This is a genomic window from Salinicoccus sp. Marseille-QA3875, assembly GCF_054950095.1.
In genome coordinates, this window is record NZ_CM143103.1 from 429,465 (window position 1) to 445,333 (window position 15,869).

A 15,869-nucleotide genomic window follows, 5' to 3' on the forward strand; every position below is an offset into this window, starting at 1 on the left:
GAGATGTTTAAAATGACTCAGGAACACAGACCAAAATCTGCTCAAAATAAAATTCTGTTATCCGGTGTATTCATCGGTGTCGGCATCATGGCACTCATAGATGAAATCATTTTCCACCAGCTGCTGCAGTGGCACCATTTCTTCGATTTCAATACGATGCAGTTCGGCATTTTCTCCGACGGCCTATTAAACTCGTTTGCACTGTTCGCCATCGTTGCAGGCATATTCCTTTTTGCGCATGTGACAAAAATGTACAGCTACTCTCTCTTGACTTGAGATGGTGGTCAGGTATATTCATCGGACTGGGTTCATTCCAGCTGTTTGACGGCATCGTCAGCCATAAATTACTGCAGATCCACCAGATCAGATATGGAGTGGAGCTCCTCCCTTACGACATAGCATGGATTGCTTCAGCGATTCTGCTTCTTGCCGTCGGTATTTTCATGTGGCTTAAAACAAGAAAAAGTTCTGTGTCGAAGGCGGGAGGCTAGATGATGGAACATCATGCAATCCATGAATACTTTCCGCTGATACAAACAACTGTAATTATACTGACTGCTGTTTTAGTCGCCGTCTATATCTGTGCGATGGCCGTATCAAACAAGAGATTTAAATCATGGCCGGTAAGACGTTTATTCTTATGGGTATTGGGCTTCGTTACCGCAGCAAGCGCGTTTGTCGGCCCCATCGGCGATTTGGCGCATGAGAATTTCATCGCCCATATGTTTGGCCATCTGCTGCTTGGGATGCTTGCACCCATATTTATCGTTTACAGTAAACCGATGACATTGCTGCTCCGGGCGTTATCCACTGAACAAGCAAAATCAGTCAGCCGTCTGTTGAACACAAATTACGCCAAATTGATCACCAATCCGTTCGTCGCCTCGATACTTAACATCGGCGGACTGTTTCTAATATATAAAACCGGGCTGTATGTATGGATGCACGAAAGTATTCTGCTGTTCATCATCGTCCACCTGCACGTCTTCCTTGCAGGCTACCTGTTTACCATCAGCCTGATTTATGTGGATGTGACCTCACACAGGTATGCCTACTGGTACCGTGCACTCGCCCTGGTCATTGCGCTCGGATTTCATAAAGCAATGTCGAAACTCATTTATCAGAGCCCGCCTGCGATGGTGCCCGCCGATGAAGGTCAGGCCGGCGCCATGGTGATGTATTACGGTGGAGATGTTGTCGATCTGATTCTGATCATCATCCTCTGCTTGCACTGGTACAGATCAAGAACACCGGCTGAAAATCGGAACAAGGAGGCAGTTGTTCTGAAATGATAAAAAACCTGAACAATTGCTGTTCAGGTTTCTAGTGTGAAGTAAGTATTTATATCATTAAATTGGAGTAATTATAGGTTGAATTTTTCTTTCAAATAATTTATATCTTCTACAATCTTGTCTGTATCGTAGCCGATATCATAATTGTATTCCAGTACAAGGTCAGCGTGCGGCGTGTGTTGCTGATGCAGTCTGATGAATTCTTCGAAATCCAATGTCCCGTCGTGGAGTCTATTGTGGTCATCATGGAAACCATCGTTGTTGTGAAGGTGGAAATGAGTGATTTTGTCTCTAAGAGAAACGATTATATTCTCCATATTCCAGCCGTTCGCATGGACATGACCGATGTCAATCAGGATATTATTCTCTTCAATTTTAGCCATTGCGATGAATTCTTCTTCATCAAATAACATATTATCCTTGCTCTTTACACCTGCATTTTCTATTAAAATTTCAACTTCGGCCTTTTTACATACCTCATTTAATTCATGCAGATTTTTAGTGCTTTGGTCAATGGATTCCGTCTTGTTGGCCTCATCAATTTTTTTGTTGTTATGGTGGAATACCAGGTGTTTGATACCGAGTGATCGGCAAAGTTCCAGTGTTTTATCAATCTGTTCCATACTGTACTCGTAACTTTCAGTGCCTTTCGGCGCACTGTGTTCGACGTTGAAATAGGGACCGTGCACCGTTAGATGTCTATTTTCAATCAATGGCTTTAGTGTTTCGATATCTCTGTTGAATGCTTCATTTTCCCAATTCGGAAAAATTTCCAGCCCGAAATTGATACCTGCTTCCTTAGTCATTAACTCTTCCAAAGATTTAAGTCCTGAATCGATGAATGTATTTGTACTCAGTAAAATATTCATAATCACTTCTCCATATATTTATAGTTTAGTTCTGTTTCCTTATCAAAAATATGCACATGCTTTTTGTCGAACTTGATTCCGATTTCCTTACGGTCGATGACTTCAGGTGCCATGACGACAATTTCCTCATCCTCTATTTTTACCGTATGTGCAACTTCTGCACCAAAATTCTCGGTAAAGATCACTTTTCCTTTAATATCATGATCGTCCTCTGTCGCAGGCTTCATGTTTTCCGGGCGGATGCCCAGATATACTTCAGTGTCATTCAAATCATTTTTGAAGGTCGAAACGTCTGATATATCTATGTTCTGTTCACCGTAGTGGAACTTGGTACCTTTAATCACACCGCTCAATATATTCATAGGCGGAGAACCGATGAATTTTGCTACAAAGATGTTTCTTGGGTGATGGTAGACATTTTCCGGAGTATCCACCATCTGAATTGCACCTTTGTTCAAAACAACAATTCTGTCTCCGAGCGCCATCGCTTCCACCTGGTCATGGGTTACATAGACGAAAGTCTGCTTGAACTCTTTGTGTAATTTAAGAAGTTCACGGCGCGCCGTCACTCGCAGTTTCGCATCCAGATTGGACAACGGTTCATCCAGAAGAAAGTAATTTGATTTCTTTACCGTCGCTCTTGCCAGAGCCACCCTTTGACGTTGTCCACCTGAAAGATCTTTCGGCATTCTTTTCCTATAATGATCCAGCTCCAGCATGCCAAGAACTTTATTCAGCCTATCCTGCCTATCCGACTTGTTGATGCCGTTTCTTTTCAATGCATAGATGATGTTGTTCTCCACCGTCATATGCGGATATAATGCATAGTTTTGGAAAACCATCGCCACATCCCTGTCGCCTGATGGCAGGTGTGTCACTTCCTTCTTTCCAAGATGCACTTCTCCTGAAGTCACCGGTTCAAGCCCTGCTATCATTCTTAAAATGGTTGATTTTCCGCAGCCCGACGGTCCGAGAAAAATGATTCTTTCACCATCTTCTATTTCAAGATTCAAATCTTTGATTACTGTCGTGTCACCATAACTCTTTTCTATATTTTTCAATGTAATGTTTTTCATTTATATAAGCACTCCTATTTAATACCACTTGAAGAGAATGTGTTAATGATATATCTCTGGAAAACCAGATATAAAATCAATGGTATGGCCATTGTAATTACAGATAATGCCATAGCTACCGTGAAATTCGTTCCGCCTTCTGAGCTGACGAACAACTGCAGCGCAAGCGGCAGTGTGTAACTCTCCCGCGATCTCAGCATTAAGAGCGGCCATACATAGTCGTTCCATGCCAGTATGAAAAACCATATGGCTGTGGACGTAATCGCGGGTCTGACGATCGGCAGGACGTGATCTTTCATGATGTTGAATGTCGAGATACCGTCAATCTGAGCTGCTTCAATCAAAGGCTTCGGTATATTACGCATTGCCTGTGTCAGCATGAATATCCCGATTGCATCTGCAAGCTGCGGCAGGATGACACCCCAGACACTGTCTATCAGATCAAACTCCGATATGATCAGATAATTCGGTATCATCGTTACCGTGAACGGGATGAATATCGTACTGATCAGCAGGAAATATGTAGCCTTTTTGAATTTGAAATGGAAATAGGTCAAAGCAAAAGCGGCCAGAAATGATGTAATCATTTTAAATGTGGTAATCACACTCGCAATGATGAATGTGTTCAGTGTAATCCGGAATAAAGGAATCGTATCCTGAAGATCCACATAGTTTTCAAGTGTAAATGGATTCGGTATAAGACTGATTGTCGATGAATATGCATCCGCCAGATGTTTAAATGAGTTTGAAACCGCAAAAAGAATCGGATACAGCGTAAGAAGTATGAACACTATGATGATCAGGTGAAATATATACTTGTTAATTTTCATAGTATACATTCCTTTCTACAAACAGGAACTGAAGTGCGAGCAATACGATAAATATAACGAGTGTAATGACTGAACTTGCCGCCGATACACCTGTATTGAACAAGTCGAAAGCTTCCTGATATGAATGATATATTAAGTTGCTGCTCAAATAGTTCGGCCCGCCCTGTGTTACGACCCGTATCGGTGTGAACACATATTGGAGCCCCTGGACGATTGTCATGATCAGTATATAGAATCCTGTAGCCGAGCTCATCGGTATGATGATATCGGTAAAAATCCTGAACTTTGATATTTTATCCAGCTTGGCCGCTTCAATGATCTCGTTCGGTATACCGACGATTCCGGAGTACAGAACAATAAAGTTATATCCGAACACCTTCCAAGCAACGATAAGACTCAACACGACGATTACCGTCCCTTCCGTCACAGTCCAGTTGGGTATCGACAATCCAACCCATCCGAGCACTGTGGCAACTGGTCCTGAAACTGGATTTAAAATCCATAGGAACAACATTGAACCGACGACCAGTGAGATGACCGAAGGCGTAAAGATGGCAGCCTTGTAAATAGGTTTCCACTTATCAACCAGATGAGCGATGATATAAGCGAAAATATATGTGACCACTGTATTCAGTAAGACGAATAAAATGATGTACTGAAAGGTTTGAAAAATGATTTTTCTGAAGGTTTCACTTTGAAACAGTTCTGTATAGTTATCCAAACCTACGAATGTCTTATTCGGAGAAATCATGTTCCAGTCAAAAAAACTTAAATAGATAGTATATATCAACGGGCCGATCGTAAAAATCGCCAGTAAAATCAATGCTGGTGCCAACAATAAGTAGTTAGTATATTTTTTGCCCAACTTACACACTCGCTTTCAAAAGAATGACAGAAGACCGAAACTCCCGGCCTTCTGCTTGAAGATTAATCGAGCAATTCATTAATCTCGTCTTCAGTGTTCGTTACAGTCTCTTCAACATCCACATCACCGCCGAGTATGATATCCCTCATATCGAGCAGTTTCTGCTCTGCTTCAAGGCCGGCATCTCCCGGGAATGAAGCCCATGGCACGACTGAATCCATTTGACTGATTGCTGGCTGCATCATTTCATTTTCTTCAAGGAATTCCTGAAGTCCGTCAGGGTTATCTGCAACACCTTCACGAGGCGGCACATAGCCGGTACCTTTCGTCCACTCTGATATACCTTCAACACTGTACAGGTAACGCATGAATTCCCATCCTGCAGCCTGTTGTTCTTCTTCCTCTGCAGTAATTGCAAGCATTGCACCGCCAGCTGGCAGGCGTCTCTCTTCGCCTTCCCAACTTGGAGATTCTATCGCAGAAATATTGAATTCAGAGTTGCTCTGAACGTTATTTCTCTGAGCAATTGTTGTAAACAGCATGCCGACATTACCATCGATGAAACTCTGAATTCCCTGGTCCCATCCGATGTGTAAAGCTGTTTCATCTTCAATCACCAAGTCCTGATAATATTCGAATGCTTCGACACCCTCTTCAGAAGCAAATGCTGCCTGTCCGTCTTCTATGAAGTTTGCACCGTTACTTTCTACAATTGCCTGCTGGCCCCATGTATCTGCAGGTTCTTGAATGTAAATACCGTAATTATCTGTTTCTTCTTTAATGACATTTGCGTATTCTCTGACTTCTTCCCATGTTTCAGGTCCTGCAGTATCAAGACCCGCTTCTTCAAGCATATCTTCGTTCAAATAAAGAACAGGAGTACTCAATGAATATGGAATCCCGACCTGGCTGCCGTCTGAATTCACAGCAAGATCAAGTATGTTCGGTAAAAAGTTGTCTTCAAGGAAATTTATATCTTCTTCATGGTGCTGCTCAATCACTTCTTGTGGCTCAGTGTAATGGAAGTTTTCAGAGAAATAGTCCAAAAACGCCCATCCGACCTGTACTACTGCTGGTGTATTGCCTGCTGCCACATCAGCCTGCAAGTTTGACATCAGGCCGGCATACATATCCGGATTGTAACGCGCAACAACTTCAACCGTATCGCTCTGTGCGTTGAAATCTTCAACAAGCTTATCCACGGATTCACCGCCCTGCGTTTCGGCGTTGACATGCCAATACTCTATCTGTGTTTTTTCAGCTGAAGCTTCAGCTTCGTCATTGCTTTCTTCCTCTGAGCCTTCACCGCCGCCGCATGCTGCGAGTACTATCGTAATCAGCGTCAGCATCATCATCAAATATATCTTCTTCATTATTTAAGCCTCCACAAAATTTTTATATAAATAATCGTTCAGTTCTTCAAGACTGAAAACTGTCACATCGTTCAAAGAGTTAGTATTATAGTGATTGATATAGACCGTATTTAATCCGAGCGCTTTCGATGAATGGATATCATTCGTCAGATTGTCCCCGATTTTGTAAATGTTGTAATCAGGATATATTGCTTTAATTTCATTGATATGTCTTTCCATATCGAATGGCTTCCTGGCGTCATAAATGTGATGGTCAAATATATTGTTCAAATCCAGATATTCAATGAAAGGTGTCGCACTGTCCTCCGGCGAGTTGGTCATCAGAACCATTGGATTTTTCAGTTGTTTAATTGTTTGAATCAACTTCTCGTCCACTTCTATCATTTTTCCTTCTATCATCTTCTCTCTGATTTTCAGAAAAATATCAAATTGATAATCGACGGGAATGTCCTGTTCAGATGAAATAAATCTGACAATCTGCCAGACATCCCCCAAAGGCATATCATTCTTATGAAAATGTTGGCGTTCTTCAGATGAGAACTCTTCTATTATTGAACGATAGTCATTTTTCATTTCTTGTTGTATTCCGACTTCATCTGTCAACATCTCTATGTATTCATCAACAAAATTATCAGTGTGATAAAGTGTACCGTCCATATCAAAAATCAATACATTATTCACCGCGGTAATCCTCCAGTAAAATATTAAAGTGCAGTGCTGTGTTAGAAACATTCTCCTTTCCTCAAAATAAAGAGACCGGTATTGATTGTTTTAGCCAATACCGGTCTCTCTAGCGCACCGTTTCCTATTCACTTTCAATTACAACTATAGCAGTGGTTTGTAAATCTTCTGTTAATTTAATATAAATCATTGTTAAAATATTGTTTCCATATCTCAACATTTGATGTGGAGACGAATGAAGCACCGTCTTCCAGAGCCGCATTGAATATTTTTGCATCATCCACAAGACCGCCTGCTATAATATTTATATCATGGAACTTCTTTATCTCAGGAATCAGATAAGACGTAATCGCCGGCATGATTTCAAGATAGTCCGGTTTCTGTCTCTTCAAACCATCAAGCACCATGGAAAGCATTCTGTTATCGACTACAAAAGATCTCTGGACCACTTTCAGCCCTACATTTTTCGCCTTTTTTATATACCCTGTTTTTGTCGTGATGATACCGTCGGCACCGACATTATTTTTAATGAATTTAAAAGCATAATCATCTACTTTCAAACTCTCTATCTTGTCTATATGTATGTAACTTTCAATGCCTTCCTTCTTCAACTGGTCCACTATCATTTTAATATTACTGATGTTACCGAAAAGGACGAACACACATGCCAGCGTCTCTTTATATTTCACTGCTTTGTCCAATTGTTTGAAATCTGCCACTGCACCGATCATCTTGCTTTCGTGGTTCATATGCACGCTCCTCAAAATTTAATAGTATTTATATTCTATCATCATGAAAAGCCCTTTAACATTATATGTTCAAATGCGATTAATATAATTATCTTACGAATCTCGAAATGATTCTTTATGTCACTGCTGCATTATGGTAATATTACATTAACGATATCTTAAAATTTAGATATTAGATGCCCGGACTATATCCACTTTCAAGACGACGCAGAAATCCTCTATCACACAGAACTTCCAGCATTTGAGACTCAAGTACAAATTTTAACTACTATAAGGGGTGTATGTACTATGAAATCTTTTCTCAGCCGTATCAGCATGATGTTTGGTGTTTTATTGTTGACCGTTGTCACTTTATCCCAGGGGCTGCTTGCCGCGTCGTTTGAACCGGATTATGGAACAGAGAACAATATAGCTACAGCAAATGACGGGATGGTCGTTTCCGCCCACCCGCTCGCTTCAGAAGTCGGACTTGATATACTTAATGAAGGCGGTAATGCAGTGGATGCTGCGATTGCCATGCAGTATGCACTGACAGTCACTGAACCGATGATGTCGGGTATCGGGGGCGGCGGCTTCATGATGGTGTATGATGCCAACACAGAAGAAACGACAATCATTAACAGCAGAGAGCGTGCACCGGCAGGCGCGGACCCGGAAATGTTCTTAAAAGATGACGGTGAAGCGATGGAATTCCAGGATCGTGTCATCCATGGTAACTCAGTCGGTGTTCCGGGGACACCTAAAGGACTGCAGACCAGCCATGATATGTGGGGTACAATCGCAATGCCCGAGCTGATTGCTCCGGCAATTTCTCTCGCTGAAGAAGGTTTCCCGATCGATGACTTCATGGCTTACCAGATTGAAGAGAACGCAGAGAAACTCGACAGAAGTGCAGCCAGTGAAGTCTTCTTCAATGAAGGCGCACCACTCGCAGAAGGTGATATGTTAGTCCAGGAAAATCTCGCTAATACATTAAGAATGATCAGTGAAAACGGTACGGACTATTTCTACAATGGTGAAATTGCCGATGCACTTGCAGAAACCGTCCAGGAATTCGAAGGCTCGATGACCAAGGAAGATATGATGAATTATGATGTGACCGTGGACGCGCCGGTGTGGGGTCAGTATAAGGACTATGACATCGCAACGATGCCGCCGCCGAGTTCAGGCGGAATATTCCTCCTTCAGATGCTTGGTATACTGGACGGCTTCGATCTGTCACAGTATGACATCCAGTCTGTAGAGAAATATCATCTTTACGCTGAAACGATGCATCTTGCCTATGCTGACAGAGCTGAATACGCAGGCGACCCTGAGTTCGTCGATGTGCCGATTGAAGGACTCCTTCACCCGGACTATCTCGATGAAAGACGGAATCTGATCAGTCTCGATTCGGTCATCGAAGAACCGGAAGCGGGAGATGTCACACCTTATCAGGAAGGTTTTGAAAGAGAAGGTGGCGTTGAGCAGCCGGGAGACAAAGTCGACGGGCAGACGACACACTACTCGGTCATTGACCAGTACGGCAACGTCGTATCCTATACAACAACGATCGAGCAGGTCTTCGGTTCCGGCATCATGGTTCCGGAATACGGTTTTCTACTCAACAACGAACTGACGGACTTTGATGCAGAACCAGGCGGTGCAAACGAAGTCCAGCCGAATAAACGACCGCTCAGCAGTATGACGCCGACAATCGTATTCAATGACGGCCAGCCTGTCCTGACAGTCGGTTCACCAGGCGGACAGACGATCATCACATCCGTACTGCAAACCATTTTAAATACGTATGAATATGACTTGACACTTGAAGATGCTTTAAACGAACCGAGAATATTCACCAACGGCCCAGACACCTATTCTTATGAAGAAGGTATTTCTGAAGATATCATTTCAGAACTCAACGATATGGGTCACGGATTTACAGAAGATCCTGCACCAATCGGCAACGTCAACAGTATCATGTACAACACTGATGATGGCACCTACACAGGCGCCACCGATGAAAACAGAAACGGTGCAGCTTTTGGGTTTGAAACGGAACCAGTTGGGCAGTAAAGATATAAATTACAGAAAGTGAAGAAGAGGTGGGCATTTAAGCCCACCTCTTCTTTTTGCACTGATATTTTTTCTATTGGAAGTATTTCAGCAAAATTTTCCCCAAGTCATTCAGGAAATGCCTCGCTTCCAAGTTACTGTTCCACTCAGATGAGAGCACTGAAAACTTGACTGCCTTATCCTTTGACTGGAAAACGCCGATATCATGCTCAAGGTTATTGATTGTACCTGTCTTGTTCGACACGGTGATTTCATCCTCATCCCCGCCGTCATTCAGCGCTCCGCCGACCCGGTCGTTGAACTGGGAGTCTTTCATATGCTTCTGCATATCAATTCTCACTTCTTCAGGTATGAATTCATTTTCTACATATACAAGTTTGAGAGCTGTCATCATGTCCCTGGCTGTCGCGACGTTATACATTTTCGAAGTATCACCCGACATATCCATGAAGTGCCGCTTGAGCGTCGAATCATTGATGCCCCACTCCTTGAACGATTGTGAGAGTTTATCAAAACCGACATAATCCATCAGCATATTCGATGCGGTGTTGTCCGACACGATCATCGCAAGAACAACGACATCCTTTACAGGCAGGACTTCCACATCATTCAGCGAATAAAGAACTCCCGAACCGTCCACTTTATCCTTGACCAGCAACAGGTCATTTCTGCCCGAATCATGCGCCTTCTTCAGCGCTGCCAGACAGAGCGGTATTTTGATGACACTTGCCGAGCGGTAGATTTTATCCTCCTGATGCTGTATCACTTCACCTTCATGCTCGATTACGTATGAGATATTCTTTGTAGACTGCTGGCTGACCAGCTGCTCAATCACTTCTTTGATCATATGACATCCCCTTAATGATTTTTAGATTGTCTTTATTATAGATTAAATTATCAACTTTACATATTTCTCTGATTCGTTTCAATAAAAACTCCTGATGACCTTTATTTTCCATCAGGAGTTTATCATTTGTCTCTTATTTAAATGTTACATTTTCTAAACGTACTATGCCAATCGGGTCCATTTCGACGCCTTCGACCTGTGATGAATCTACACCGATTGAGAAGTTTGAATGTACGATCGATGCAGTCGGTGCTTCTTCAATGATGATTTCCTGTGCTTTTGAATACGCATCTGCACGTGCTGTTTCATCTGCTTCGGTCCTTCCGTCCACCAAAGCCGCATCTAATTCCTCATTAGCATAAAATGAACGGTTGCCTGTTGCACCGAAATTATCAGAATGGTACAGGGCGTATAATCCATTATCGGCATCAGCCGTGACAGTCGTCCAGCCCATCAGGAACATTTCGTGGTTGCCCTGGGCTGTGCTCTCAAGGAATGTTCCCCACTCAAGCTGTTCAACTTCAACATCTATATCGAGTTCAGCGAGACTTTCCTGGATATAAAGTGCAGTATCCACATTCATCTGATCATCTCTGACCCATAACTCAGTGCTGAAACCATCAGGATGCTCGCTTTCTGCCATCAGCTCTTTTGCCTTTTCCAGGTTATATTCCTGGCCGGCCAGTGTGTCATCATAACCCCAGACGTCCGGCGCAATCGGATGTGAGGCCGCCTGGCCCATCCCGTCATACACACCTTCGAGAATGGCATCTCTGTCGATGGCCATTGAGACCGCCTGTCTGACTTTGACATCATCGAACGGTTCTTTTTCAACATTGAAACCCAAATAATCCGTACGGAGTGACTCCTGTTCAATCAATTCGGTGTTCTCTCCTTCTGCAACACGGCCCGAGTTCGCAGAGTCTACATCACGGACGACCTGGACGCCGCCGGTTTCAAGTTCTGCCAGTCTCGCACCGGATTCAGGGATGACCCGGAATGTAACTTCTTCGAAATTCCTTTCTCCGCCCTGGAAATTTTCAAATTTCGTGAGTACAGTTTCCTGCCCTGGAGTCCGATTTTCAAGCACCAGATGATTCGTTCCGTCGGCTTCAGAACCTATGACAGAACCAAGATGTTCTGAAATATCATCTTTGACACTTTCGTAGTCCTTACCGCCTGAATCTCTAAGCTCATAGTAATCATCGGCAGTCATATCAAGACCCGCTTCATCCAGAGCAAACTGATAATCTTTATCGATCAGTGACTTGCTTATAATCCCCCCGGTGTTATGTGCCAGATGACTTGGCAAAGGTGCGAATGGATATTCTGTATGTATGTTGATTTCATAATCACCAACCACTTCAACTTCTTCAATCATTTCAAAAAGGAATGCAGCTTCGGAAGCCACTGCTTCATCTCCAACTCTTTCAAGCGTCGCTTTCACATCTTCCGCCGTAAAGGCTTCACCACTGTGGAACGTCGTGCCTTCTCTTAACTTGAAATTCCAGACACCCTCGTCCACTGATTCCCATTCTTCAGCAAGACCAGGTTCGAGTTCCATATCCGTACTCTGATTTACAAGAGTTTCATATATATTCATGCGGACCTGTGCTGACGCCGTATCATTACTGCCGTGCGGATCAAGGGAAACTACATCATCCTGCATGGCAATGACCAGATTTCCTGCATCCGATTCTTCAGATGCACCATCATTATTTCCGTCCGCAGTCTGTTCATCCACATTCGAATCATCGGCACATGCCGCCAATGATAAAACGAACAGCACAGCAAATAAAGGCAATATGTATTTCTTCATTCAATTTCCTCCTGCATTGTAAAATCATTTTATAATCCGAACACTAACTTTAACACAATATATGTCCTTAACATATAGAGTTTTCTAACAATTTCACAAATTAAAAATACTTATGAACATTTAAGTGTAACTCTCATATTTTCTCAATAATAAAAGCCTCAAAAGATGATGTGCTTCCAGTGCAATATAAAAGGACTCCCAGTCACAATAGATTATGCGTGAAAGACATTCTTTGTAGACTGCTGATCACTTCCTTCATTAATAATAAAAGACGCTTTCAAAAGCAGATCTGTTAATCTGTGGCTTTTGAAAGCGTCTGTCATCTTGATCATATATAATTATTAGTATGTACCTTGCTGTTTTGAAATATTAATATGTATCGAACTCAACAATAATTCTAATGACTAATTATTAGTTCTTGGTGAACCTAACCCTAAATTTGTAATGATTTTTCTTTCTATTTGCAAGTTTGCCTGATCGATTCTTCCGCTTAAGAAAAAAGCGTCAATTAGTACCCAGAGGCCCATTATGAAAAATGTAACACCCAAAGTGAGCCAGCCTAAGAATAGGAAATTAAGAATTGTAAACGACAGCATACCTATAGCTATACCCATATCACCAGAATAGAACCTATGACCGCCAAAGATTCCTGTAAAGAACCATAAAACAAAGGCAACACCTTTATTTTTCTTAGATGTATCCATTTCACTGTTTAAAATTGCCAGATCTTTACTGGTCATGTCTTGTTTCAAATGTATATTCGTCAATAAAACACACCTCCTAAAATATTAATTTTAAAATTCTTACATTTTAATAGTCAAAGTCAATTATCACAATATAGACTGACATTGTCAACGCTGTTTCCTGTCAATTTACAATTTTCAGCACTAAATTGTAATAATCATATCAGATCCACCGTATATTTATATTTATCCTCGACCATCAGACTGCTGGTAAACTCGATTACCTGCTCATTGGCATAAGCGAAACGCTCCAGTTTCATCCCAATGGCACCCTCGGTTCTTTCAAGCAGCGAGGCATCTTTTTCATTCAAAGAAGTTGGGTTCAGTGTTTCAAATGCCTGATCGATTTTGACTGAGTATTCCTGCTCCAACACTTGATATAGTGACAAGTCCCCGAAATCGAATCTGTCCATATCAGGTGCGACGCTGTAAGGTATAAAACTGTATTCTAATAATAAGGGGCGTCCGTCCGCCATCCTCAGCCTGGAAAGTTTATAAACCGGTGTTTCTACAACGATTCCCATCTTTTTATTTAAATATAAATCTGATTTAATACGCTTCATGTCGAGCATTTTTGTCTCCGGGCGTTCTCCTGCCCTCTCAATATCTAAAGTGAACTGGGAAAAGATCTCCGGCAGCTTTCCATATTCAAATGGCAGTATATACGTCCCCTTCCCCTGTTTCCTGTCAATGATATTCAAATCCTCCAGCTTATCGAGTGCCTGTCTGATTGTTATGCGGCTGACACCGAATTCTTCGCACAGCTTTCGTTCCGGCGGCAGTTTGTCACCGCTCAGATATTTGCCGCTGTCAATTTGATGCCTGATTTCATTCGTGATTTTTGCATATAAATGCGCATCGCTCTTCACACCGACCCCACCTGTACTTTTTATTTATAATAAAACCCGCAGCCAGACTTTTATCAAATCCTAAGCTGCGGGTTGCTATTATAATGAAAATTTTACTGTCTTACTCGTTAAATGTTACATTTTCCAAACGCACGTCACCAAGTGCATCGAGTTCAACGCCGTCAACTTGTGCAGTATCTACACCGATTGAGAAGTTTGAATGTACGATCGGTGCGATTGGCGCTTCTTCAGTGATGATCTGCTGTGCTGTTGAATAAGCGTCCGCACGTGCATCTTCATCAGATTCAGTTCTGCCGTTATCCAGCGCTTCGTCCAATTCATCGTTTCCATAGAATGAACGGTTGCCGACTGCACCGAAGTTGTCTGAGTGGTGCAGTGCGTAGAGACCATAGTCAGCATCTGCGGTTACTGTCGTCCAGCCAAGCAGGTACATTTCCTGATCCCCCTGGCCTGTTCTATCTAAAAATGCGCCCCACTCCATACGTTCAACTGATAAATCAATTCCAAGTTCTCCTAAACTTTCCTGGATATAAAGTGCCGTATCAACGATCATCTGGTCGTCTCTCACCCATAATTCGGCTGAGAATCCGTCGGGATGATCACTTTCAGCAAGTAATTCCTGGGCTCTGTCCATATCAAATGGCTGACCTTCCAGGCTGTCATCATAACCCCACACATCCGGCGGAATCGGGTGTGTTGCTTGAATACCCATTCCTTCATACACACCGTCAACAATTGCTTCTCTGTCAATTGCGTGAGCAATTGCCTGTCTTACTTTCACATCATCAAAAGGCTCTTTTTGAGTATTAAATCCTAAGTAGTCTGTACGCAGTGATTCCTGCTCGATCAGTTCAGTCGTTTCACCTTCAGAAACACGGTCGGCGTTGGATGCATCAATGTTATGTGCAACCTGGATGCCCCCTGTTTCAAGTTCAGCAAGTCTTGCACTCACTTCAGGTATTACACGGAAAGTGATTGAATCAAAGTTTCTTTCCCCGCCCTGGAAGTCTTCAAACTTCGTAAGGACTGTATCCTGACCCGGGTTACGCTCTTCAAGCATACCGTGGTCTGTTCCATCCGGATTTTCACTGATTATATTACCGACGTCTCCTGAAATCTGATCCATCACTTCTTCGTACTCATCGCCGCCTTCTGCTCTGAGTTCATAGTACTCATCTGCAGTCATGTCGACCCCCGCTTCATCCAGAGCATTCTGGTAGTCTTCATCAATTAGAGATTTGCTCATGATACCGCCTGTGTTATGCGCCAGGTGGCTTGGCAGCGGAGCAAATGGATATTCTGTATGAATGTTGACTTCGTAATCCCCTACGACTTCAACTTCAGTAATCATTTCGAATAGAAATGCCACTTCAGAGGCAACCGCTTCGTCGCCTACTCTTTCAAGTGTCGCTTTGACATCTTCCGCTGTAAACTCTTCACCGCTGTGGAATGTTGTGCCTTCTCTTAATTTGAAGTTCCAAACATCCTCTTCAACAGATTCCCACTCTTCAGCAAGTCCGGGAACAAGTTCCATATCCGTATCCTGTGATACCAGGCTTTCATAAATATTCTGACGGACCTGTGATGATGCAGAGTCGTTACTGCCATGCGGATCCAGTGATACAGCATCATCCTGCATCGCAACAACAATGTCGCCGGATGCTGATTCTTCAGTTGCAGCGTCATCGTCCCCACTATCTTCTGCAGCCTGCTCATCGACATCCGAATCATCAGCACATGCCGCGAGCACTAAAATCAGTACACCCATTAATGAGAGCATTAAATATTTTCTCATCTG

General features: G+C 42.7%; 16 protein-coding genes. 4 read left to right on the plus strand and 12 right to left on the minus strand.

Translation table 11 applies throughout. The features are described from left to right. The first annotated feature begins 12 nt into the window (after positions 1–12). From ACY8DT_RS02305 to ACY8DT_RS02315, 3 genes are read left to right on the plus strand one after another with little or no spacing between them, the layout of a single operon-like run. Complete coding sequence (locus ACY8DT_RS02305) at positions 13–276, plus strand: DUF2243 domain-containing protein (RefSeq protein ID WP_462421332.1); 264 nt, start codon at positions 13–15, stop codon at positions 274–276. Beyond that, positions 273–491 (plus strand): DUF2243 domain-containing protein, encoded by a 219-nt coding sequence (locus tag ACY8DT_RS02310; protein WP_462421333.1) that lies wholly within the window; start codon positions 273–275, stop codon positions 489–491. The genes ACY8DT_RS02305 and ACY8DT_RS02310 overlap by 4 nt, the downstream gene beginning before the upstream one ends. Before the next feature lie 3 nt (positions 492–494). Continuing rightward, positions 495–1,292 (plus strand): cytochrome c oxidase assembly protein, encoded by a 798-nt coding sequence (locus ACY8DT_RS02315; protein WP_462421334.1) that lies wholly within the window; start codon positions 495–497, stop codon positions 1,290–1,292. A gap of 71 nt (positions 1,293–1,363) precedes the next feature. On the opposite strand, the gene ACY8DT_RS02320 is transcribed toward ACY8DT_RS02315, so the two are convergent. The 7 genes from ACY8DT_RS02320 to ACY8DT_RS02350 form a co-directional block, all read right to left on the minus strand. Further along, on the minus strand, positions 1,364–2,161 hold the full coding sequence (locus tag ACY8DT_RS02320; RefSeq protein WP_462421335.1) for a sugar phosphate isomerase/epimerase family protein: 798 nt from the start codon (positions 2,159–2,161) through the stop codon (positions 1,364–1,366). 2 nt (positions 2,162–2,163) lie between these two features. After that, positions 2,164–3,237, minus strand: a complete 1,074-nt coding sequence (locus ACY8DT_RS02325) for an ABC transporter ATP-binding protein (RefSeq protein ID WP_462421336.1) — start codon at positions 3,235–3,237, stop codon at positions 2,164–2,166. Between the two features lie 14 nt (positions 3,238–3,251). Beyond that, positions 3,252–4,067 (minus strand): carbohydrate ABC transporter permease, encoded by an 816-nt coding sequence (locus tag ACY8DT_RS02330; RefSeq protein ID WP_462421337.1) that lies wholly within the window; start codon positions 4,065–4,067, stop codon positions 3,252–3,254. Next, on the minus strand, positions 4,057–4,932 hold the full coding sequence (locus ACY8DT_RS02335) for a carbohydrate ABC transporter permease (RefSeq protein ID WP_462421338.1): 876 nt from the start codon (positions 4,930–4,932) through the stop codon (positions 4,057–4,059). The genes ACY8DT_RS02330 and ACY8DT_RS02335 overlap by 11 nt, the downstream gene beginning before the upstream one ends. Positions 4,933–4,994: 62 nt before the next feature. Then, entirely contained in the window at positions 4,995–6,305 is a 1,311-nt protein-coding gene (locus ACY8DT_RS02340) for an ABC transporter substrate-binding protein (protein WP_462421339.1), read from the minus strand. 3 nt (positions 6,306–6,308) lie between these two features. Continuing rightward, positions 6,309–6,986 carry an HAD family hydrolase gene (locus ACY8DT_RS02345; protein WP_462421340.1) on the minus strand — a complete coding sequence of 226 codons (678 nt, stop codon included), beginning with the start codon at positions 6,984–6,986 and terminating at the stop codon, positions 6,309–6,311. 176 nt (positions 6,987–7,162) lie between these two features. Further along, positions 7,163–7,735 carry a glycerol-3-phosphate responsive antiterminator gene (locus tag ACY8DT_RS02350; protein WP_462421341.1) on the minus strand — a complete coding sequence of 191 codons (573 nt, stop codon included), beginning with the start codon at positions 7,733–7,735 and terminating at the stop codon, positions 7,163–7,165. A 288-nt stretch (positions 7,736–8,023) separates the two neighbouring features. Between ACY8DT_RS02350 and ggt the strand changes: the two genes are divergently transcribed. Further along, positions 8,024–9,793 (plus strand): gamma-glutamyltransferase, encoded by a 1,770-nt coding sequence (ggt, locus tag ACY8DT_RS02355; RefSeq protein WP_462421342.1) that lies wholly within the window; start codon positions 8,024–8,026, stop codon positions 9,791–9,793. 73 nt (positions 9,794–9,866) lie between these two features. On the opposite strand, the gene ACY8DT_RS02360 is transcribed toward ggt, so the two are convergent. The 5 genes from ACY8DT_RS02360 to ACY8DT_RS02380 all read right to left on the minus strand — a co-directional run bounded on the left by ACY8DT_RS02360 (position 9,867) and on the right by ACY8DT_RS02380 (position 15,866). After that, positions 9,867–10,640, minus strand: coding sequence for a serine hydrolase (locus tag ACY8DT_RS02360; RefSeq protein WP_462421343.1), 774 nt, complete (start codon positions 10,638–10,640; stop codon positions 9,867–9,869). A 133-nt stretch (positions 10,641–10,773) separates the two neighbouring features. Further along, complete coding sequence (locus tag ACY8DT_RS02365) at positions 10,774–12,459, minus strand: glutathione ABC transporter substrate-binding protein (RefSeq protein ID WP_462421344.1); 1,686 nt, start codon at positions 12,457–12,459, stop codon at positions 10,774–10,776. Between the two features lie 404 nt (positions 12,460–12,863). Further along, positions 12,864–13,226 (minus strand): TM2 domain-containing protein, encoded by a 363-nt coding sequence (locus tag ACY8DT_RS02370; RefSeq protein WP_462421345.1) that lies wholly within the window; start codon positions 13,224–13,226, stop codon positions 12,864–12,866. A 134-nt stretch (positions 13,227–13,360) separates the two neighbouring features. Beyond that, positions 13,361–14,071 (minus strand): GntR family transcriptional regulator, encoded by a 711-nt coding sequence (locus ACY8DT_RS02375; protein WP_462421346.1) that lies wholly within the window; start codon positions 14,069–14,071, stop codon positions 13,361–13,363. Between the two features lie 100 nt (positions 14,072–14,171). Next, positions 14,172–15,866: a glutathione ABC transporter substrate-binding protein gene (locus ACY8DT_RS02380; protein WP_462421347.1), complete on the minus strand. Its 1,695-nt coding sequence runs from the start codon at positions 15,864–15,866 to the stop codon at positions 14,172–14,174. Positions 15,867–15,869: the final 3 nt, after the last annotated feature.

What these genes read in the sequence shown, in the direction of transcription:
- ACY8DT_RS02305 (WP_462421332.1), top strand. Translation starts at nt 13, where the DNA reads ATGACTCAGGAACACAGACCAAAATCTGCTCAAAATAAAATTCTGTTA.
- ACY8DT_RS02315 (WP_462421334.1), top strand. Translation starts at nt 495, where the DNA reads ATGGAACATCATGCAATCCATGAATACTTTCCGCTGATACAAACAACT.
- ACY8DT_RS02320 (WP_462421335.1), bottom strand. Translation starts at nt 2,161, where the DNA reads ATGAATATTTTACTGAGTACAAATACATTCATCGATTCAGGACTTAAA.
- ACY8DT_RS02325 (WP_462421336.1), bottom strand. Translation starts at nt 3,237, where the DNA reads ATGAAAAACATTACATTGAAAAATATAGAAAAGAGTTATGGTGACACG.
- ACY8DT_RS02330 (WP_462421337.1), bottom strand. Translation starts at nt 4,067, where the DNA reads ATGAAAATTAACAAGTATATATTTCACCTGATCATCATAGTGTTCATA.
- ACY8DT_RS02340 (WP_462421339.1), bottom strand. Translation starts at nt 6,305, where the DNA reads ATGAAGAAGATATATTTGATGATGATGCTGACGCTGATTACGATAGTA.
- ACY8DT_RS02350 (WP_462421341.1), bottom strand. Translation starts at nt 7,735, where the DNA reads ATGAACCACGAAAGCAAGATGATCGGTGCAGTGGCAGATTTCAAACAA.
- ggt (WP_462421342.1), top strand. Translation starts at nt 8,024, where the DNA reads ATGAAATCTTTTCTCAGCCGTATCAGCATGATGTTTGGTGTTTTATTG.
- ACY8DT_RS02360 (WP_462421343.1), bottom strand. Translation starts at nt 10,640, where the DNA reads ATGATCAAAGAAGTGATTGAGCAGCTGGTCAGCCAGCAGTCTACAAAG.
- ACY8DT_RS02365 (WP_462421344.1), bottom strand. Translation starts at nt 12,459, where the DNA reads ATGAAGAAATACATATTGCCTTTATTTGCTGTGCTGTTCGTTTTATCA.
- ACY8DT_RS02380 (WP_462421347.1), bottom strand. Translation starts at nt 15,866, where the DNA reads ATGAGAAAATATTTAATGCTCTCATTAATGGGTGTACTGATTTTAGTG.